Raw genomic sequence first — 16,962 nt, forward strand, 5'->3', positions numbered from 1 at the left:
GAAAGTCTAACTCAATACATACTTGAATTAGTTAGCATCATGAAAACTTTAAACATTCGTGCATTATTGATTGCTACATTTTGTTGTTTATGTACCATTGGACTCGTATTCCTTGGCTCCAGAAAACTTCAAAATTTTGACGCTGCTCTTATCGTTTACCTCTTCGGAACCTTATTTGCACTGTTCGGAGTAATCTATAGATACACTGTCTGGCTGCAACGACCACCAACCTGGCTTTATTTTAAAAGAGGCTGGCAGTTGCTCTTTTCCAAGAGCTTCATTGAATATTTTATTCTATCAGTAAAAAAAATCTTCGTTAACATCGGTTTCCAGCAATTTATTTATCCCAGAGGACGTGCAAGATGGTGGGGACACTTTTTATTAGCCACCGGATGCATGATTGCCTTTTCGGTTACCTTTCCCTTAACCTTTGGCTGGATTCACTTTACGATGAACCCTGAAACAAGTATTAATCCCGCAGTTACTAATATGTACGAGGCTCATGTTTTCGGCTTTAAGGTAATGGAATTTAGGTTAGGATCTATTATGGGTTTCTTTATTTTCCATATTCTTAATTGGTGTTCATGGCTGGTCATTATCGGATGTTTATTGTTTATGAGACGCCGGTTTACTAATGCCGGACAAATTGCTATTCAAACTTTTGAAGGTGATTTGCTTCCACTTATCCTGCTTATTGCCATTTCTGTAACAGGACTAGGTCTTACTTACGACTATGAATTTCTGAAAGGAATAACCTACGAGTTTATGGCTGTTACACATGCCGTAACTGTTATTATGTTTCTTATATGGATTCCATTTGGTAAGTTTTTTCACATTATTCAGCGTCCGGCACAAATTGGGGCTCATTTGTATCGCAGAGAAGGCGAAAAAAGAGGAATGGCGGTTTGCCCTCATACCGGAAATGAATTTGCAACGCAGATGCATATAAACGATTTAAAAGAAGTTACTAAAGAATTAGGATTTGATTTTACGCTTGAAGATGGTTCATCACACCTTGATCTGAGCCCCGAAGGTAAAAGATCTGCTTTAGCTAAAGCGCATTTGAAAGCACGCCAGGAAAGTGGCAAATTCTTCTAATCATTCGTTAAATTTAATTATCATGTCAAAACTCCCCGTATCAGCCGATAAAATTATTAAAGAATTTGGACCTCATTTAAATTATGCTCCAACAGAAGGTTATTTGGGAAGAGATGAACCGGATAAGGTGGTGCCAACCCATTGCTGCTTTTGCGGAATGCAATGTGGTATCAAATTACTGGTTAAAAACAATAAAGTAGTCGGCTTCGACCCTTGGATGGAATTTCCATTTAACGAAGGCAGATTATGTCCAAAAGGTGTTCAACGTTATTTACAGAACAACCATCCCGACAGGCTACTCGATCCTTTGATAAGGGTCGAAGGAAAAGGTTTTGAGAAAACAACATGGGAAGATGCGATGGATCGCACGATTTCAGAAATAAAACGAATCCAGAATACCTATGGGAATGACGCCTTTTCTATGCTTTCGGGTGTTAGCCTTTCCAATGAAAAGAGTTACCTGGTAGGCAAATTTGCCCGTGTAGCCCTAAAAACAAAAAATCTTGATTATAATGGCCGTCTGTGCATGGTAAGTGCAGGCGCCGGAAATAAAAAAGCATTCGGACTTGATCGTGGATCAAATAATTACGCTGATTTAGAAAAAGCCGAAGTTATCTTCGTAACAGGTGCGAATGTTAGTGAAACCTTCCCTACGCTAACCCATTGGATATGGCGTGCACGTGATAACGGGGCTAAGCTTATTGTTGTGGACCCTCGTGTTATTCCACTGGCTCGCACCGCTGATCTGCATTTGGATATTAAACCAGGCACGGATTCAGCTTTGTATGGCACCATTCTTAAATACATGGCTGATCACGATATGTTGAATCAGGAATTTATTCGTGAACATACAAGTGGATTTGAACAAACACTGGAAGCGGTAAAAGACTACACATTAGAATGGGGTGAAAAAGTTACAGGAATTGATAAAGAAAAAATCCGGACCGCTGCTGAATGGTGGGGATCGGCTGCTACCAGCTTTTTATTACACGCCCGAGGCATTGAACATCACTCAAAAGGTGTGGATAATGTTGTTGGCTGTATTAACCTGGTACTGGCAACCGGAAGAATTGGTAAACCGTATTGTGGTTATGCGACCATAACTGGACAAGGAAACGGACAAGGTGGTCGTGAACACGGACATAAATGTGATCAATTGCCAGGAAATCGCGATATCAGTAACCCTGAACATCGTAAATACATATCTGAAGTCTGGGGAATTGATGAAAAAGAGCTTCCTGGAGTGGGTTATACTGCCTATGAGTTGATTGAAGCTATTCATCGCGGTGAGGTGAAAGGCTTGCTTTCCATTTGCTTTAATCCGCTGGTTTCACTGCCCAACAATAATTTCGTACGTGAGGCGCTTGAAAAACTTGAATTTTATGTAGTGATCGACTTCTTCTTAAATGAAACTGCTCGCCATGCTGATGTTATTCTGGCAGGCTCTTTACACGAAGAAGAAGAAGGAACCGTTACTACAGCTGAAGGTCGTGTAACAAGAATTCGTCAGGCGGTTACGCCTCCGGGTAATTCAAGACAGGATACTGCCATTTTATTGGAAATAGCTGATCGATTAGGTGCCGGTGATAAATTCAGGTATAACTCTAGTGAAGATATTTTTAATGAACTGCGTGTGGCCTCAAAAGGTGGAACGGCAGATTATTATGGAATTACCTATGAAAAAATTGAACAGAACATGGGTATTTTCTGGCCTTGCCCTACATTAGATCACCCGGGTACACCACGCCTATGGGAAGATTACAAGTTCAAAACGAATGATGGCAAAGCTCACTTTAATCCCGCACCTTACCGTGATCCGGGAGAAGTAACGGACGATGAATATCCAATTGTTTTAACAACAGGGCGTGTGGTATCTCAATACTTAAGTGGCACACAAACCCGAAGAATTGGAAAACTGGTAAATCAGTACCCTGAGCCATTGGTAGAAATCCATCCTGAGCTTGCTGCTAAGTACGGCATAAAAGAACGTGATTTGGTAAAAGTGGTAACACGTCGAGGTGAAGGACTTTTTCCGGCAAATATTGTTGAGACTATTCGGAAAGACACTGTTTTCATTCCATATCACTGGCCTGGAAAAAAATCCGCAAATCAGTTAACTCCAGGCACATTAGACCCAATTTCCAAAATACCTGAGTTTAAGGTATGTGCTTGTAAATTAATTCCAATGGGCGTAAAAGCTCCTTCATCTGAAGAAGCAGCGGCGTTCGCAAGTGAGTAATGATTTTAATTTGATTAACAAAGCAAGATAATTAAATGGAAACACCTTCTTATTATAAGATCGACCAGGAATTTTTTGTTGACATGCAAAGATGTATTGGTTGCCATGCCTGTGAAATGGCTTGTGCCGAATGCGAAACCAATGGTCAGGAGTCCATGATCCATATACATTATGTAAACAGGGCTGTTACGGTTCAAACAACTGTGCAGGTCTGTATGCATTGTGATGATCCGGTTTGTGCAAATGTTTGTCCTGCTGATGCTATCACCAAAGATGAATTTGGTGTGGTGCATACCGCTAACACTGCAAGGTGTATAGGTTGTTCCAACTGTGTAATGGCCTGTCCGTTCGGCGTACCTATCAAGGAAGAGAAATACGATTTGATGATGAAGTGCAATATGTGCTACGACAGAACCAGTGCCGGGAAAAAACCAATGTGTGCAACCGTTTGTCCGAGTGGTGCTCTTTATTATGGAACCAGAGAAGAGATCAGTAAAATGAGACCATCAAGCACGCCGGTTAATACTTTCTATTTTGGAAAAGAGAAAGTAACTACAAAAGTTAATCTAATGATGCCTGCTGGAAGTACCTCCATCCAGGTTGATTAACTAATAGTTGATTTAAACATTATTCCATCGATCACAAAATAATAATACAATGACGGACGAGAAAAATAATCCGAATTGGAAAGAAGATTTTCCCATCAGCAGACTTGAAGCAACCAATGTTACCAGACGTGAATTTGCTAAATTCCTTTGTTTGGTTTCAGGTGGATTAGCTGTTGGCAACTTATATGTTTTAGCAAAAGGAAAAGAAAAAAGAGATCGTTCAGATAAGGACTTCTTTGTTTGTAAAAAGGAGGATTTACCTGTTGGCGGTACCAAAACTTTTGTTCTTGAAGGAAGTACTATTCCTTATATTCTGATTCATTTGGAAAGTGGTGATTTTAAGGCCTACGAACAAAAATGTACGCATCTTTCCTGCGCCGTTTTTTATAAACCCGGAACCGGAAAAATAGAGTGTCCTTGCCATAATGGCTGGTTTGATGCCCTTACAGGTGAAGTTTTACAAGGTCCGCCTCCCCGCCCGCTCCCACACTTGGATGTTGTGGTAAAAAACGATGAGGTATATGTTAAATATCCTGTTGAGTCTAATGTTTGATAAGTAAATAGTATTATCATGAGTAATTTTAGAGACGCCCAAAGCCAGGCCCATCCCAATAAAAGGAGCACCATATCATCTGCAATCATGATGATATTGATATTAAATGTAACCTTGCAGATTTGGCTATTATATACCGGACTTAACAATGCACTTAGCAACAATACCGACATTGGTTTCCCAATGCTGATAGCTTCTTTAGTGATATTTTTAATCAATTGCGGGCTACTTTATTATTTACCAGGAAGAAAGAAAAGATAAAATTTGAGATATGGGATTTGAGATGTTAGCTTTGATGTTATTAGTATAACCCCGTTTGATAGTTATGAGGGTAATATAATCTTTTTTGCACATCCGTGTAATCTATTTAATAATCAAACCTAATCCTACAAAAATGAAAATAAGGATAAAAGCCGACACCATTCGATTTCGTTTAGATAAAAATGACATTCAATGCTTGCAAGACAGTGGTCATACAAAAGAAGAAACTACAATTGCAGGTGGTAAACTTCATTTTTGTATTAAAGCTAAACCCATTGAAGAAGCTGTAATTAAATTAGACCCTTTTGCTGTTCATCTTCTGTACCCTGAGCAAAAATTAATGGAATGGACCTCAAATGATGATAATGGTATTTATTTTTCTATTACTAATGCAGATGGCTCTATACTCCAAATAACATTAGAAAAGGATTATAAATGCTTAACAACAAGAGATGAGGACGAATCAGCGTCTTTTGATAACCCTTTAACTGCCCACAACTGTTAAAAATGTTAGTCGATAAATTCGGACGAAAAATAAACTATGTAAGAATTGCCGTTACAGACCGTTGTAATTTGCGATGTAGTTACTGTATGCCCGAAAATCAGCATTTTTTGGAAAGAGAGAATCTTTTAACTTATGAAGAAATAAGTTATTTGCTTAATATACTATCCCGTGAAGGAGTAAATAAGGTTAGAATTACCGGTGGAGAGCCTTTTGTTAGAAAGGATATTTCCTTCCTTTTGAAAGAGATTGCTAAAATTGATTCGATCGAAAAGCTAACTATAACCACCAATGGTGTATTAACCTCTTCCTACATTAACGAGTTAAAAGATGCCCATATTAAACAGCTTAATCTCAGCTTAGATACATTAAACAGAGACAAATTTCTTTTGTTAACTAAGCGCGACGAGTTTGAGGCAGTGCAAACATCTTTTCACTCATTAGTGAAGAATAATTTTTTAGTTAAACTGAACATGGTGGTAATGGATGAGTTTAACACAAACGAGATTTACGACTTTGTTGAACTAACCAGAAACTTGCCGATAAGTGTTCGATTTATTGAAGAAATGCCTTTTAATGGTCAGGGGAATTCATATTCGGGCATTAAATGGAATTATCAAACGATTGTTTCTCACATACGGGAAAAATATCATCTTCGCAAGCTCCAGGACCCGACAAACGCGATTGCCTTGCATTATAAGATCAACAATTTTGCCGGCAATATTGCTGTGATTCCGGCCTACTCAAGAACGTTATGCGGAACATGTAATCGCTTAAGAATTACTGCTACTGGAGATCTTAAATTGTGCTTATATGGCGACCCTGTTTTAAATGTCCGCGATCTTCTTCGGTCCGGAATCAGTGAAGAAAACTTGATTAAGACCATTCAAAATGCTGTACTTAATAAACCTTTAAACGGGTTCGAAGCAGAGAAACAAAAAACATCCTCCTTCCATGAAAGTATGTCAATAATTGGAGGATAAAAAAAGTCCTTGCTTAATGGCAAGGACTCCTATATTGTCTGTAAAGAACCACAAAACTACATGATCGTTTCCTGCGATTCTTGTTGAGCCTTAAATTTATACCCAATCAATTTACCTGTTTGATAACCAGAGTTTGCAAACTCAAGCTGCTTTTGAATTAAAGTAATTTCATCCACTTCATTAAATGGCGGAACCTGTAATTCAAACTCGAAACAATAGTTGATGGCAATTTTAATGATCTGGCTAATATTCTCATCTGTTATTTCCTCTTTCACCAAATTGTCAAACAAGAATCCTAACTGACTTTTACCTTCCGTATAAAAATGACGTTCTTTATTTACAAACACTCGTCCAAGTAAATACCCAATATCATTTATCCGGTTATATTTTAATGAATCTGATAAAAAATTGTGAATGTGAATAATGCCACAATAAGATCTCGACCTATCCTCTTTCACATAATTACTTTTGAAAATCGGATGCTCAAGCGGGAAGGTAAAAATGTTGGTGTGCATAGTAAACACCAACACGTCCCCACCGAAACGAATTCTACATTCAAACTTACTTACATCAACATATTCAATCTCAACACTAGGGTCAATATTTTTAAAGTCATCAGCCATCGCATGCGCCAAATCCTTTAATTGAGCTTTAAACTGTTGAAAAACGGAACAAGTTGTTCTGTATATCTCTTGCTTAATGGATGAATGATTTTTCAGTCCATTTAATATCTGTTGATAATTTTCGTCCTTTTCCATTGATTTAGATATGTGATTTGAGATGTGAGATAGGAGACAACTTTTCAAAATCTTTAGTTAATCTTCAAAACTCTAAACGATAAGGAGACAAGAGAAGTATCTTTCTCAAATCTCATATCCCATATCTCACATCTAAAAATTAATACGCTATTGCAAACAATACACGTTGTGTAGATGGATTACCGGTTAAGATACATTTACCATCTTCCAAAGGGTTATCCAAAGGAATACAACGAATAGTAGCTTTTGTTTCTTCCTTAATACGTTGCTCGGTTTCGTCAGTTCCATCCCAATGAGCGGAAACAAAACCAGCTTTAGTTTCGAGTACTTTTTTAAACTCTTCGTAAGTATCTACTTTTGTGATATTATCGCCACGGAAAGCCTGTGCTTTTTTATAAATATTATCCTGAATCTCTTCCAATAAGTTTTCAATCTTATTAGCAAGATCATTCATCTGCAATACCATTTTTTCCTTAGTGTCGCGACGAGCAACTTCCACCGTTTGATTTTCAAGATCACGTGCGCCAATTGCGATGCGTACCGGAACTCCTTTTAACTCCCACTCCGCAAACTTAAAGCCCGGACGTTGTGTATCACGGTTATCATATTTAACCGAAATGCCTTTTGCTTCCAGTTCTTTTTTAAGACTGTTTACAACAGCTGAAATTTTATCAGCTTCTTCATCGCTTTTATAGATTGGCACCACAACTACCTGTATTGGCGCTAATTTTGGAGGAAGCACCAAACCGTCGTCATCAGAATGAGCCATTACCAACGCACCCATTAAACGGGTTGAAACCCCCCATGAGGTAGCCCAAACATAGTCTAATTTACCATCCTTACCAGTAAACTTAACATCAAATGCTTTAGCAAAATTTTGTCCCAAGAAGTGTGATGTACCAGCTTGTAATGCTTTACCATCCTGCATTAATGCTTCGATACAGTAAGTATCCAAGGCCCCTGCAAAACGTTCATTTGGTGTTTTACGACCTTTTACAACAGGTAATGCCATCCAATTTTCAACGAAATCGGCATATACATCCAACATTTGTTCTGTTTCTGCAATTGCTTCTTCCGCAGTAGCATGTGCGGTATGACCTTCTTGCCATAAAAACTCAGCCGTGCGTAAAAATAAGCGGGTACGCATTTCCCAACGAACAACGTTTGCCCACTGGTTAACCAAGATCGGAAGATCACGATATGACTGAATCCAACCTTTATACGTGTTCCATATAATAGTTTCAGAAGTTGGACGAACAATCAATTCTTCTTCCAGTTTGGCATCCGGATCTACTACAACTCCCCCATTTTCAGGATCATTTTTTAAACGATAATGGGTTACCACGGCACATTCTTTGGCAAACCCTTCAACGTGATCAGCCTCTTTTGATAAAAATGATTTGGGGATAAATAAGGGGAAATAAGCGTTCGAATGTCCGGTGTCTTTAAACTTTTTGTCTAAAACGGCTTGCATCTTCTCCCATATAGAATATCCATAAGGTTTAATGACCATGCAGCCACGAACCGATGAATGCTCCGCTAAGTCTGCCTTCATTACCAATTCATTGTACCATTGAGAATAATCTGCTTCTCTGCTCGTTAGGTCTTTTGCCATAAAAAATGTTACTTATACTTTTAATTGTTACCAATACGTTATGTATTGTAAATACTCTGTTAAAAATTCTTGTTTGAGCAACCAAAAATAGAAATTTGTCATCTAAGTATAGAATGATTAATTTTAGAATCTAATTTTATTGGCCATGAAAAGTAAATTATTTCTCGCAATTGCCGCCTCAGTGCTACTGGGAGCGTGTTCTTCTTCGAAAATGGCTCAAAACTCACCCAAAGAATCTGTAGATAATGACCTTTATTTTACGAATGTTAAGGTGAGTGAACCAATCACATATGCTTCAAACAATACTAATTCTTCTCGTACAGAAAATAATGACGGTCCGCTGACACGTTACTATGATCCAAATGATGATGAATATTATTACTCAAACAGAATAAATAAGTTTTATTACCCAGGAGGTTATAGCACTTATTTTGATGATTATTATAATCCTTATCGTCCGTACACTTCATTTAATTACGGAATGGGGTATTATGATCCTTTCTATAGCAGTTCTTATTACTGGAACCGCCCTTATTATTGGGGAATGCCTTCTAATTATTTCTCAATGTCATTTGGTTTCGGTTGGGGATATCCTTCATATGGTTACGGATACGGTTATTCTCCTTACTGCTATAACAATTACTTAGGATATTATTATAATACTCCTTGGTACGGAGGAGGTTATTATCCTGGTTATTATGTGTATAACGTGGCTCCAAGCCGTACATACAATAATTATGGACCTCGCAATGCCAGTGGTGGTACTAATATAAACCGCCCAAGAGGAACTACTCGTCCGGGTACTGATGCTTACATTCCAAGAGGTAGTGGTTCATCAGTAGGATCAACTCGTCCAGCATGGCGCCCTGAGAATACCGGAGGTACAAATAATAGTGGAAATACTGCTCGTCCTCGCGATCGTTCAAACGGATCTGGTTCGACAGAAACTACTCGTCCTACAACAACTCGACCATCTTATGATGGAGGCTCGCGCGGCACAGAATCTCGTCCTTCTTATACCCCTCCTCCTTCTCGCTCAGGTGGCGAAAGTAGAGGTAGCGGTGGAAATAATGGAGGAAGTGCAAGACCACGTTCAAGAAATTAATCATTCAATACAATATTAAATACTGCATACTCTTTCTACATTCTTGTAATCAGATATGCAGTATTTTTTTGTCCAAATCTCAGTAATCAACAATTCATTAAAAGCGATAAAACTCTCTTACAAATGAAAATCAAGAATTTAATATATTTCGTTCCTTTCTTAATAACACCCTTCTCTTTAAAAGCCCAATATGCTTCAGATGGACTTAAGTTTTCTCAACCTGCGTTAAATGGCAATGCAAGATATTTATCAATAGGCGGTGCTCAAGGCTCACTTGGGGGCGATTTAGGTTCTTTAAGTGGTAATCCAGCCGGTGTCGGAATGTTTCGTAAATCAGACATCTCCTTTAGTTTACAGTATAATAACAATTCTGCAGAAGGCAGCTATTTAAATTCACCTTCACAAAAAGAAAGTGCAAACAACTTTAAACTAAGCAATTTCAGTGCTGCATTTCCTATTTACATCAATAGGTCAAAAGTTAATGAAATTAGTAATGAATGGGTAGGTGTTGTATTTGGTGTAGGCTATAACCGAACGAATGATTTCTATGCTAATTTTAATTTTAATGGAAGAAACGCCAATAACTCTATTACACAATCCTATGCGCAAGAAGCTTCTGCTATTGGAACTACAAATGATTTACTTCCAAGTCGTTTAGGGTACGCTTATGATAATTACTTAATAGACGAAGAAGCTAATGACCCAGTAACAGGCAAAGTATTATATACGCCTATTAGTACGGGAAATGTAGATCAATGGATCAATAATAAATATGATGGTAGCCAATCGGAAACCAATGTAAGTTTGGCAACGAATTACGGAAATAAGCTTTATTTAGGAGGTTCATTAACTTTTACCAACCAAAAATATAACATGGAAGGTTTTTTCCGTGAAAGTGGTATTCAGAGTATTTTCCAGAATCCAAATACTAGTGTGGTTTCAATGGATGAAAAACAAAATCTTTCTGTAAAAGGAACTGGTTTTTCTGGAAAATTGGGTGCTATCTATCGTCCGGTTGATGAATTGCGACTTGGAGGAACAATCTATTTCCCTACTTCATGGAATATGCAAGAAGATTACGTATATGATCTTAACTCAACAGCAAAGGATGGCACAGTCCGTCGACCTTCGCAATTAGATCCAAGCTATTTTGAATATACCTTAACGACCCCATTTAAATTTAATATCGGTGCTTCTTATTTTATTGGAAAGTCGGCCTTTATTTCAGCTGATGTTGACTTTATTGATTATTCGAGCATGAAATTAAGTTCAAATGATATCGATCTAGACAATAATTTTAAAACAGAAGTTAGACAAAACTATAGATCAGCCATCAATGTTCATTTGGGTGGAGAAGTTAAATTTGATCAATTAAGTGTTCGTGCCGGATTTGCGCAATATGGTAATCCATTCTCCGAAAATTCAGTAAATGATGGAAAACGTAACTATTATACAAGCGGTATTGGTTATCGTATTAATAACTTTTATGTGGATGCTGCTTATGTAAATTCCTCGTTTAATACAACTTATCGTCCGTATTTACTAGATGATTTCTCTGAACCAGTTATCAACATTAAACAAAGAACAAACTCTGTTGTATTAACAGTTGGTACACGTTTTTAAGGAATCAGAAAATATAGCTTTTTTAACACAAAGGTTACGGTAAATCACCGTAACCTTTGTTATTTTTGAACCTGATATGCGTATTCTCTTTACTATACTTCTTCTAACGAAAACCTTCACTTGCTTTTCACAGGAAACTACTGTTTCTCAATCTTATAAAGGAACCATCAATAATAAATATGCTGTTATAATGGACCTTACGACCAAAAAAGATAGGGTAACAGGATCCTATTATTATGTTTCAAAGCAACAGCCTATACCCCTTAACGGTTATCTATCTGGTAATAAGCTGATTTTAAGAGAATTCAACAGTAATGACAGCCAAAAAACATTGGCTACTTTTGAAGGAACTGTTACATCAACTTCCATTCAAGGCACCTGGAAAAATGCGGACGGAACTAAGAGCTTTCCTTTCCTGCTTAATATAACAAAAGGTGATGAAAAGGTATTCGCCTATAATTTTGTTGTAAATGATGGATCGCCAAAATATACCATTAAGTTTAGTGTAGAAACTTGCGAAGGTGACGAATGCAGAGGGAATGCCTCTATTAAGCTAATAGATAAAACAACCCACAAACTAATCCAGGTTCTTTATTCTGAAGATTTATTCTTCTACATGGATAAAAACAAAAAACCAACTACCAACATTATTGAATTATATGGTGAACAGAGTCCATTTATTTTTGATGATTTCAATTTTGATGGAAATACAGAGCTCGCTGTAAGAAACGGCAACAACAGTGGTTATGGAGGGCCATCATATGATGTTTATTTATTCGCTCCTGCTTCAAAAGAGTTTGTGCTTAACGATCAGCTTACTACAATGGCAACCGAAAACCTTGGTATGTTTTCTACAGACCACAAAAACAAGCGATTAACGACTTTTACAAAATCGGGTTGCTGTTGGCATCAAACAAGTTCGTATGTTTGGCGTAATAATAAACCTATTGAGGTTTACAAAGTAACAGAAGACGCAACAGGTGCCGGTGAGTACATGAGTGTGATCACAGAAACGCTTGTAAACGGTAAATGGAACAAAAAGGTTAAGACATACAAAACCAGCGATTATTATAAAGAATAATGTACTTATACCTTCAATCTGATATTAGATATTAAAAGGAAATGGCATACAAAAATCTTCAGCACTTCATAGAAACCCTAGAGAAAAACAATCAACTAGTCAGGATTAAAGAATATGTAAATCCGGAGTTGGAAGTTACGGAAATAACCGACCGTGTATCAAAAGTTTACGGCCCTGCCCTACTATTTGAAAACACTGGAACTGATTTTCCTTTGCTAATCAATTCAATGGGTAATTATGAGCGCATGTGTATGGCTTTAGGCATAAATCACATGGACGAAATTACACATGATATTGAAGCATTATTTAAAACTCTGACAGGGCCAAAAGAAGGTTTGTTGGATAAGCTAAAGATGCTACCTAAACTTGGTCAGATTGCTTCGTGGATGCCTAAGGTTGTATCCGGCAGAGGAGAATGCCAGGAGGTAGTAATGACTAATCCTGATATCACTAAATTCCCTGTATTAAAATGCTGGCCGGAAGATGGCGGTCCGTTTATCACTTTACCCGTTATTCATACAAAAGATCCAATTACCGGTATAAGGAATGTGGGTATGTACCGTATGCAAATTTTCGGTCCGCAATTAACCGCTTTGCATTGGCATAAACACAAGGTATCAGCCCGTCATTTTAATGAATATAAAAAACTAGGTCAGAAAATGCCTGTAGCAGTAGCACTAGGTGGAGACCCTGTTTATACATACGCTGCTACGGCTCCACTTCCAGATGGAATTGATGAGTACATGTTGGCAGGTTTCTTACGCAAGAAAAAGGTAGAACTTGTACAATGTTTAACACAAGATGTTCAGGTTCCGGCAGATGCTGATATTATTATTGAAGGATATGTTGACCCAGAGGAAGACTTCATTTGGGAAGGTCCGTTTGGAGATCATACTGGTTATTACTCTTTAGCCGACTGGTATCCTCGTTTCCATATTACTTGCATTACCCATCGTAAAAATGCTGTTTATCCTGCTACCATTGTAGGTATTCCTCCGCAAGAAGATGCATGGATCGGTAAAGCCACAGAACGCATTTTCCTTGCTCCTATTAAAATGACCATGGTTCCTGAAATAGTAGACATGGTGTTGCCAATGGAAGGGGTGTTCCATAACCTGGTGATCGTTAAGATCAAAAAAAGTTACCCGGGTCAGGCCTTAAAAGTAATGAATTCGATGTGGGGAGCCGGACAAATGATGTTTACCAAAATGATCATTGTTGTTGATGGTGACGTAAATATTCATGATAATGCTGCTGTAGCGAAGTACATTTCTGCTAATGTTGATCCTGAGTCGGATATTCTTTTCACTCAAGGCCCGATGGATGTGCTGGATCACTCCTGCTCGAAAATGGCTTTCGGTGGCAAAATGGGAATCGACGCAACTCAAAAACTTCCGGAAGAATTAAGAGGAAACGGAGAATTTGCATCAAAAGCAACTCCTGATTCAATTAATAAAGAGGAAGTGAAAGCGAACTTCTCTGAAATCATTGACATCAATGATGCTTTATTAAAAATTGGCATTTCGCTGGTCATTGTTTCTGTTGAGAAAAACCGTAAAGGTCATATCGAAGAATTGAACAAACAATTATTCAATACTGCTCCATTTAAAAATGTGAAGGTTGTGCTGTACCTGGAGCATACAATCGACATTTCAGATATCGCAGATGCAGTTTGGCGTTTTTCAAACAATGTAGATCCTCGTCGCGATGGCTTTATCATTAAAGCTGAAAATAACCATGAAACTTCTCACGTTGGATTGGATGGAACACGTAAAACAAAAGAATTTGATGGTTTTGAGAGAGACTGGCCAAATATCCTGGCCTCAACCACTGAAACCATTGAACATATTGATAAACTGTGGGATAAATTAGGATTAGGCAAGTTTATTACTTCTCCATCATTAAAGTACCAAAAACAGCTTTATAAAGGCGGTGCAGTTGCTGAAGAATAAGTAACCTTAGCCGCTAATTTTTCGTTAAAGTTTTAAGAATTAAATGAAATTATAGTAATTTAATTCTTAAAACTTTTTTACTTTATAACTAACCTATTATGATCAAAAAAATTTTAGTGAGCTTAGTATCGCTTGTGATATTGTTGCTTATAGTTTCATTCTTTTTACCTTCTAAGTACGAAGTATCACGTTCAACAGTGATCAACGCTCCTGTCGAAAAGGTATTTGCAGAGTTTAATGATTTTAACAGCTGGGCTCAATGGAATACTTTTGATGATATGTATACTGATATTAAGTATAATACGTCAAATCCTAGTTTTGGAGCCGGAGCTAAACAATCGTGGACAAGCAAAAAAGGCAATGGTGCTATGGAAATAACAGAAAGTATTCCAAACCAAGAAATTAAAATGACTTTGAGATTTGAAGGTTTCGACGAGCCTATGCTTGGAAATTTTCAGTTTGAACAAGCTGGAAATGGAACCAAAGTAACCTGGACCGATAAAGGATCAATGGGCAATAATCCGATTTATAAATATATGGGATTAATGATGAACTCAATGATCGGTGGTAACATGGAAAAATCATTCGAGAACGTTAAAAAGATTTGTGAATAATTTTTGAGATTTGAGTTGAGGGATATGAGATTTGAGACCTTTCTTATATCCCATACCTCAGATAAATTCTTTTCGTATTTGTCATGCTGAGGTACGAAGCATCTGTTTCTTTTAGGCACCCATAACTAACAGATCCTTCCTTCGTCAGGATGACAAGATTATGTTAGTTTTTTGAGGGTCAATCCTTAAAGGACATTGCCGATAACCCTTGTAGTTACTTGTTACCGATGACTGAACTCTATCCTTATGTTTCGTTTTTTATAGGAACAACATTATTGCTTTACACCCTATTTTATCAATTTAAAAGTGATGAATTAATAAAAACTGGTATTTCAGTAGAGGGTATTATTTTCACAGTTGAAGAAATCAATTCGTTTAATACTCATAAAACATATTACCAGGATATTACTGTTAGATTTCTAACAATCGATAATGAATGGATAACAGCTAAATACAACCCTGACCTGCAATTATCTTACAGCGGACAATACTTTATTGGAGAAAAGATTTCAATAAAATACAATCAGGAAAACCCTCAGGAATTTATTATACTCTCAAAGCAATCAAACAAATTGTCAAAGATAGGATTAGCTACTATAGGAGTTATTTTAATGAGTTATGGAATTTACCTATACCTCTATTCTTAATTCTCCAATTAGTTATTAACTAACATCTGACAATTGACTTATTTTCAATTACCCAGTGTCTCAAATCTCATATCCCATTTCTCACATCTAAATTACACCCAGCGTCTCAAATCCCACATCTCACATCTAAAAATCATGCCTCATTCAATATAGCACGCATATCCTCAAAGCTATTCTTTCGCAATAATTTCCAATGCGAGATCATTGCTTCTCCTAAACTCATGCTTTGATAAGTAATTCCAAAGTCAGCTGCGGTTTGCCTTACTATTTTGGTAAGAGTAGGGTAATGAGAGTGAGAAACAGTTGGAAATAAATGGTGAACCACATGCAAATTAAAACCGCCCATTAATGAAGTAACGATCTTACTATTGGGTGCAAAATCAGAGGTAACGATCAGTTGATGTTCAGCCCAGGTGTGGGACAATTTGCCCTCATCATCTGGCTGCGGAAAAACTGCATTTTCACCCACATGAGAAGATATCAGTGCCAACAAGGCAACTAAACTTGAAATAAGATGCATCACAATAAAGGCCCCGAATATAGTCCAAAAACCGACAGGTAGAATCATTGCCGGCAAAACCAGCATATAGAAAAAGTAAAACAACTTAGCTCCTATTAAAATGATCACCTGAAATACGGGATGTTTCACTCCTTTCTTGGGCCCCATTTCATTATCGAAAATATCTTTAAAATCTCTTACCAGCGTCCAATTCAATGTATAGGAGAAATACAGCAAAGGCATGTAGAAATGCTGGAATTTATGATATTTAAGATAAGGGCTGTTATCGGCTATACGAACAATCGGCGACTGCTTTATATCAACATCATAGCCAAACATATTTGGATATATATGATGAGATTCAAGATGCCTCATTCTCCAGATGTAATTATTTGTGCCAAATAATTCAAGGAAATGCACCAGCACTCTATTGGCTTTTTTATTTTTAAATATGGCTTCATGCGCAGCATCATGCACCACATTCAGAAAAATTAATACCACTAGTACTCCTATTACTCCGTACGACAGATAAATAGCCCAAGTGCTTTTTACATTAACCAATAAGTTAAAATACAAGCCAAAGTATAAAACTACCAGCAGAATGATTTTTACAAAATACGAACCTTGGGCATGTCGAGACAGCTTATTATCCTCAAAATACTGGTTGACTCGCTTTTTAACAGTTGGGTAAAAATCTTCGTTTCCTTCCTTTTTAAATTTGACAGATTGGGTATGCATGAATATTGAGATTGTAATTTAAATTCAAAAAGCAGCATTTATTATTAACGCAATCTTTCAGAAATCTTATTCCAACTTCAACGCCT

16 protein-coding genes are annotated in these 16,962 nt (G+C 37.3%); 13 read left to right on the forward strand and 3 right to left on the reverse strand.

The genetic code is table 11. The features are described 5' to 3' along the window. The first annotated feature begins 39 nt into the window (after window positions 1–39). The 7 genes from SOLCA_RS09775 to moaA all read left to right on the forward strand — a co-directional run bounded on the left by SOLCA_RS09775 (window position 40) and on the right by moaA (window position 6,244). A complete protein-coding gene (locus SOLCA_RS09775; RefSeq protein ID WP_042479609.1) occupies window positions 40–1,098 on the forward strand; it encodes a hypothetical protein in 1,059 nt (352 codons plus the stop codon). Window positions 1,099–1,120: 22 nt separating this feature from the next. Then, window positions 1,121–3,337 (forward strand): molybdopterin oxidoreductase family protein, encoded by a 2,217-nt coding sequence (locus SOLCA_RS09780; RefSeq protein ID WP_014680283.1) that lies wholly within the window; start codon window positions 1,121–1,123, stop codon window positions 3,335–3,337. A 35-nt stretch (window positions 3,338–3,372) separates the two neighbouring features. After that, window positions 3,373–3,945, forward strand: coding sequence for a 4Fe-4S dicluster domain-containing protein (locus SOLCA_RS09785; protein ID WP_014680284.1), 573 nt, complete (start codon window positions 3,373–3,375; stop codon window positions 3,943–3,945). A 49-nt stretch (window positions 3,946–3,994) separates the two neighbouring features. Further along, window positions 3,995–4,498: a QcrA and Rieske domain-containing protein gene (locus tag SOLCA_RS09790; RefSeq protein WP_014680285.1), complete on the forward strand. Its 504-nt coding sequence runs from the start codon at window positions 3,995–3,997 to the stop codon at window positions 4,496–4,498. Window positions 4,499–4,516: 18 nt separating this feature from the next. After that, window positions 4,517–4,759, forward strand: coding sequence for a DUF6755 family protein (locus tag SOLCA_RS22785; RefSeq protein WP_081479990.1), 243 nt, complete (start codon window positions 4,517–4,519; stop codon window positions 4,757–4,759). Between the two features lie 133 nt (window positions 4,760–4,892). Beyond that, entirely contained in the window at window positions 4,893–5,264 is a 372-nt protein-coding gene (locus tag SOLCA_RS09795) for a DUF7009 family protein (RefSeq protein WP_014680287.1), read from the forward strand. Between the two features lie 2 nt (window positions 5,265–5,266). Further along, window positions 5,267–6,244, forward strand: a complete 978-nt coding sequence (gene moaA / locus SOLCA_RS09800; RefSeq protein ID WP_014680288.1) for a GTP 3',8-cyclase MoaA — start codon at window positions 5,267–5,269, stop codon at window positions 6,242–6,244. A gap of 56 nt (window positions 6,245–6,300) precedes the next feature. Here the strand turns inward: moaA and SOLCA_RS09805 are convergent, their stop codons facing one another. After that, window positions 6,301–7,002: a hypothetical protein gene (locus tag SOLCA_RS09805; RefSeq protein WP_014680289.1), complete on the reverse strand. Its 702-nt coding sequence runs from the start codon at window positions 7,000–7,002 to the stop codon at window positions 6,301–6,303. A gap of 139 nt (window positions 7,003–7,141) precedes the next feature. Continuing rightward, window positions 7,142–8,617, reverse strand: coding sequence for a proline--tRNA ligase (proS, locus tag SOLCA_RS09810; protein ID WP_014680290.1), 1,476 nt, complete (start codon window positions 8,615–8,617; stop codon window positions 7,142–7,144). A 145-nt stretch (window positions 8,618–8,762) separates the two neighbouring features. Here proS and SOLCA_RS09815 point away from each other — a divergent pair, with 145 nt between their 5' ends. The 6 genes from SOLCA_RS09815 (at window position 8,763) to SOLCA_RS09840 (ending at window position 15,639) form a co-directional block, all read left to right on the forward strand. Continuing rightward, window positions 8,763–9,722, forward strand: coding sequence for a hypothetical protein (locus SOLCA_RS09815; RefSeq protein WP_014680291.1), 960 nt, complete (start codon window positions 8,763–8,765; stop codon window positions 9,720–9,722). A gap of 123 nt (window positions 9,723–9,845) precedes the next feature. After that, window positions 9,846–11,345: an OmpP1/FadL family transporter gene (locus tag SOLCA_RS09820; RefSeq protein ID WP_014680292.1), complete on the forward strand. Its 1,500-nt coding sequence runs from the start codon at window positions 9,846–9,848 to the stop codon at window positions 11,343–11,345. Window positions 11,346–11,421: 76 nt separating this feature from the next. Next, the gene (locus SOLCA_RS09825) at window positions 11,422–12,426 is read left to right on the forward strand and encodes an XAC2610-related protein (protein WP_014680293.1); all 1,005 of its coding nucleotides are present in this window, start codon (window positions 11,422–11,424) and stop codon (window positions 12,424–12,426) included. 41 nt (window positions 12,427–12,467) lie between these two features. Then, the gene (locus SOLCA_RS09830) at window positions 12,468–14,378 is read left to right on the forward strand and encodes a menaquinone biosynthesis decarboxylase (protein ID WP_014680294.1); all 1,911 of its coding nucleotides are present in this window, start codon (window positions 12,468–12,470) and stop codon (window positions 14,376–14,378) included. A gap of 98 nt (window positions 14,379–14,476) precedes the next feature. Next, window positions 14,477–14,992 carry an SRPBCC family protein gene (locus SOLCA_RS09835; protein WP_014680295.1) on the forward strand — a complete coding sequence of 172 codons (516 nt, stop codon included), beginning with the start codon at window positions 14,477–14,479 and terminating at the stop codon, window positions 14,990–14,992. Between the two features lie 227 nt (window positions 14,993–15,219). Next, window positions 15,220–15,639: a DUF3592 domain-containing protein gene (locus tag SOLCA_RS09840; RefSeq protein WP_014680296.1), complete on the forward strand. Its 420-nt coding sequence runs from the start codon at window positions 15,220–15,222 to the stop codon at window positions 15,637–15,639. Window positions 15,640–15,772: 133 nt separating this feature from the next. Here SOLCA_RS09840 and SOLCA_RS09845 read toward each other — a convergent pair whose 3' ends face one another. Further along, window positions 15,773–16,876 (reverse strand): fatty acid desaturase family protein, encoded by a 1,104-nt coding sequence (locus tag SOLCA_RS09845; protein ID WP_014680297.1) that lies wholly within the window; start codon window positions 16,874–16,876, stop codon window positions 15,773–15,775. Window positions 16,877–16,962: the final 86 nt, after the last annotated feature.

The sequence above is a fragment of the Solitalea canadensis DSM 3403 genome (assembly GCF_000242635.2).
In the GTDB taxonomy this organism is placed as follows: Bacteria; Bacteroidota; Bacteroidia; order Sphingobacteriales; family Sphingobacteriaceae; genus Solitalea; species Solitalea canadensis.

Bases quoted from the DNA above. Each gene is read 5' to 3' on its own strand.
- SOLCA_RS09775 (WP_042479609.1), top strand. From the start codon at position 40: ATGAAAACTTTAAACATTCGTGCATTATTGATTGCTACATTTTGTTGT.
- SOLCA_RS09780 (WP_014680283.1), top strand. From the start codon at position 1,121: ATGTCAAAACTCCCCGTATCAGCCGATAAAATTATTAAAGAATTTGGA.
- SOLCA_RS09785 (WP_014680284.1), top strand. From the start codon at position 3,373: ATGGAAACACCTTCTTATTATAAGATCGACCAGGAATTTTTTGTTGAC.
- SOLCA_RS09790 (WP_014680285.1), top strand. From the start codon at position 3,995: ATGACGGACGAGAAAAATAATCCGAATTGGAAAGAAGATTTTCCCATC.
- SOLCA_RS22785 (WP_081479990.1), top strand. From the start codon at position 4,517: ATGAGTAATTTTAGAGACGCCCAAAGCCAGGCCCATCCCAATAAAAGG.
- SOLCA_RS09795 (WP_014680287.1), top strand. From the start codon at position 4,893: ATGAAAATAAGGATAAAAGCCGACACCATTCGATTTCGTTTAGATAAA.
- moaA (WP_014680288.1), top strand. From the start codon at position 5,267: ATGTTAGTCGATAAATTCGGACGAAAAATAAACTATGTAAGAATTGCC.
- SOLCA_RS09805 (WP_014680289.1), bottom strand. From the start codon at position 7,002: ATGGAAAAGGACGAAAATTATCAACAGATATTAAATGGACTGAAAAAT.
- proS (WP_014680290.1), bottom strand. From the start codon at position 8,617: ATGGCAAAAGACCTAACGAGCAGAGAAGCAGATTATTCTCAATGGTAC.
- SOLCA_RS09815 (WP_014680291.1), top strand. From the start codon at position 8,763: ATGAAAAGTAAATTATTTCTCGCAATTGCCGCCTCAGTGCTACTGGGA.
- SOLCA_RS09820 (WP_014680292.1), top strand. From the start codon at position 9,846: ATGAAAATCAAGAATTTAATATATTTCGTTCCTTTCTTAATAACACCC.
- SOLCA_RS09825 (WP_014680293.1), top strand. From the start codon at position 11,422: ATGCGTATTCTCTTTACTATACTTCTTCTAACGAAAACCTTCACTTGC.
- SOLCA_RS09830 (WP_014680294.1), top strand. From the start codon at position 12,468: ATGGCATACAAAAATCTTCAGCACTTCATAGAAACCCTAGAGAAAAAC.
- SOLCA_RS09835 (WP_014680295.1), top strand. From the start codon at position 14,477: ATGATCAAAAAAATTTTAGTGAGCTTAGTATCGCTTGTGATATTGTTG.
- SOLCA_RS09840 (WP_014680296.1), top strand. From the start codon at position 15,220: ATGACTGAACTCTATCCTTATGTTTCGTTTTTTATAGGAACAACATTA.
- SOLCA_RS09845 (WP_014680297.1), bottom strand. From the start codon at position 16,876: ATGCATACCCAATCTGTCAAATTTAAAAAGGAAGGAAACGAAGATTTT.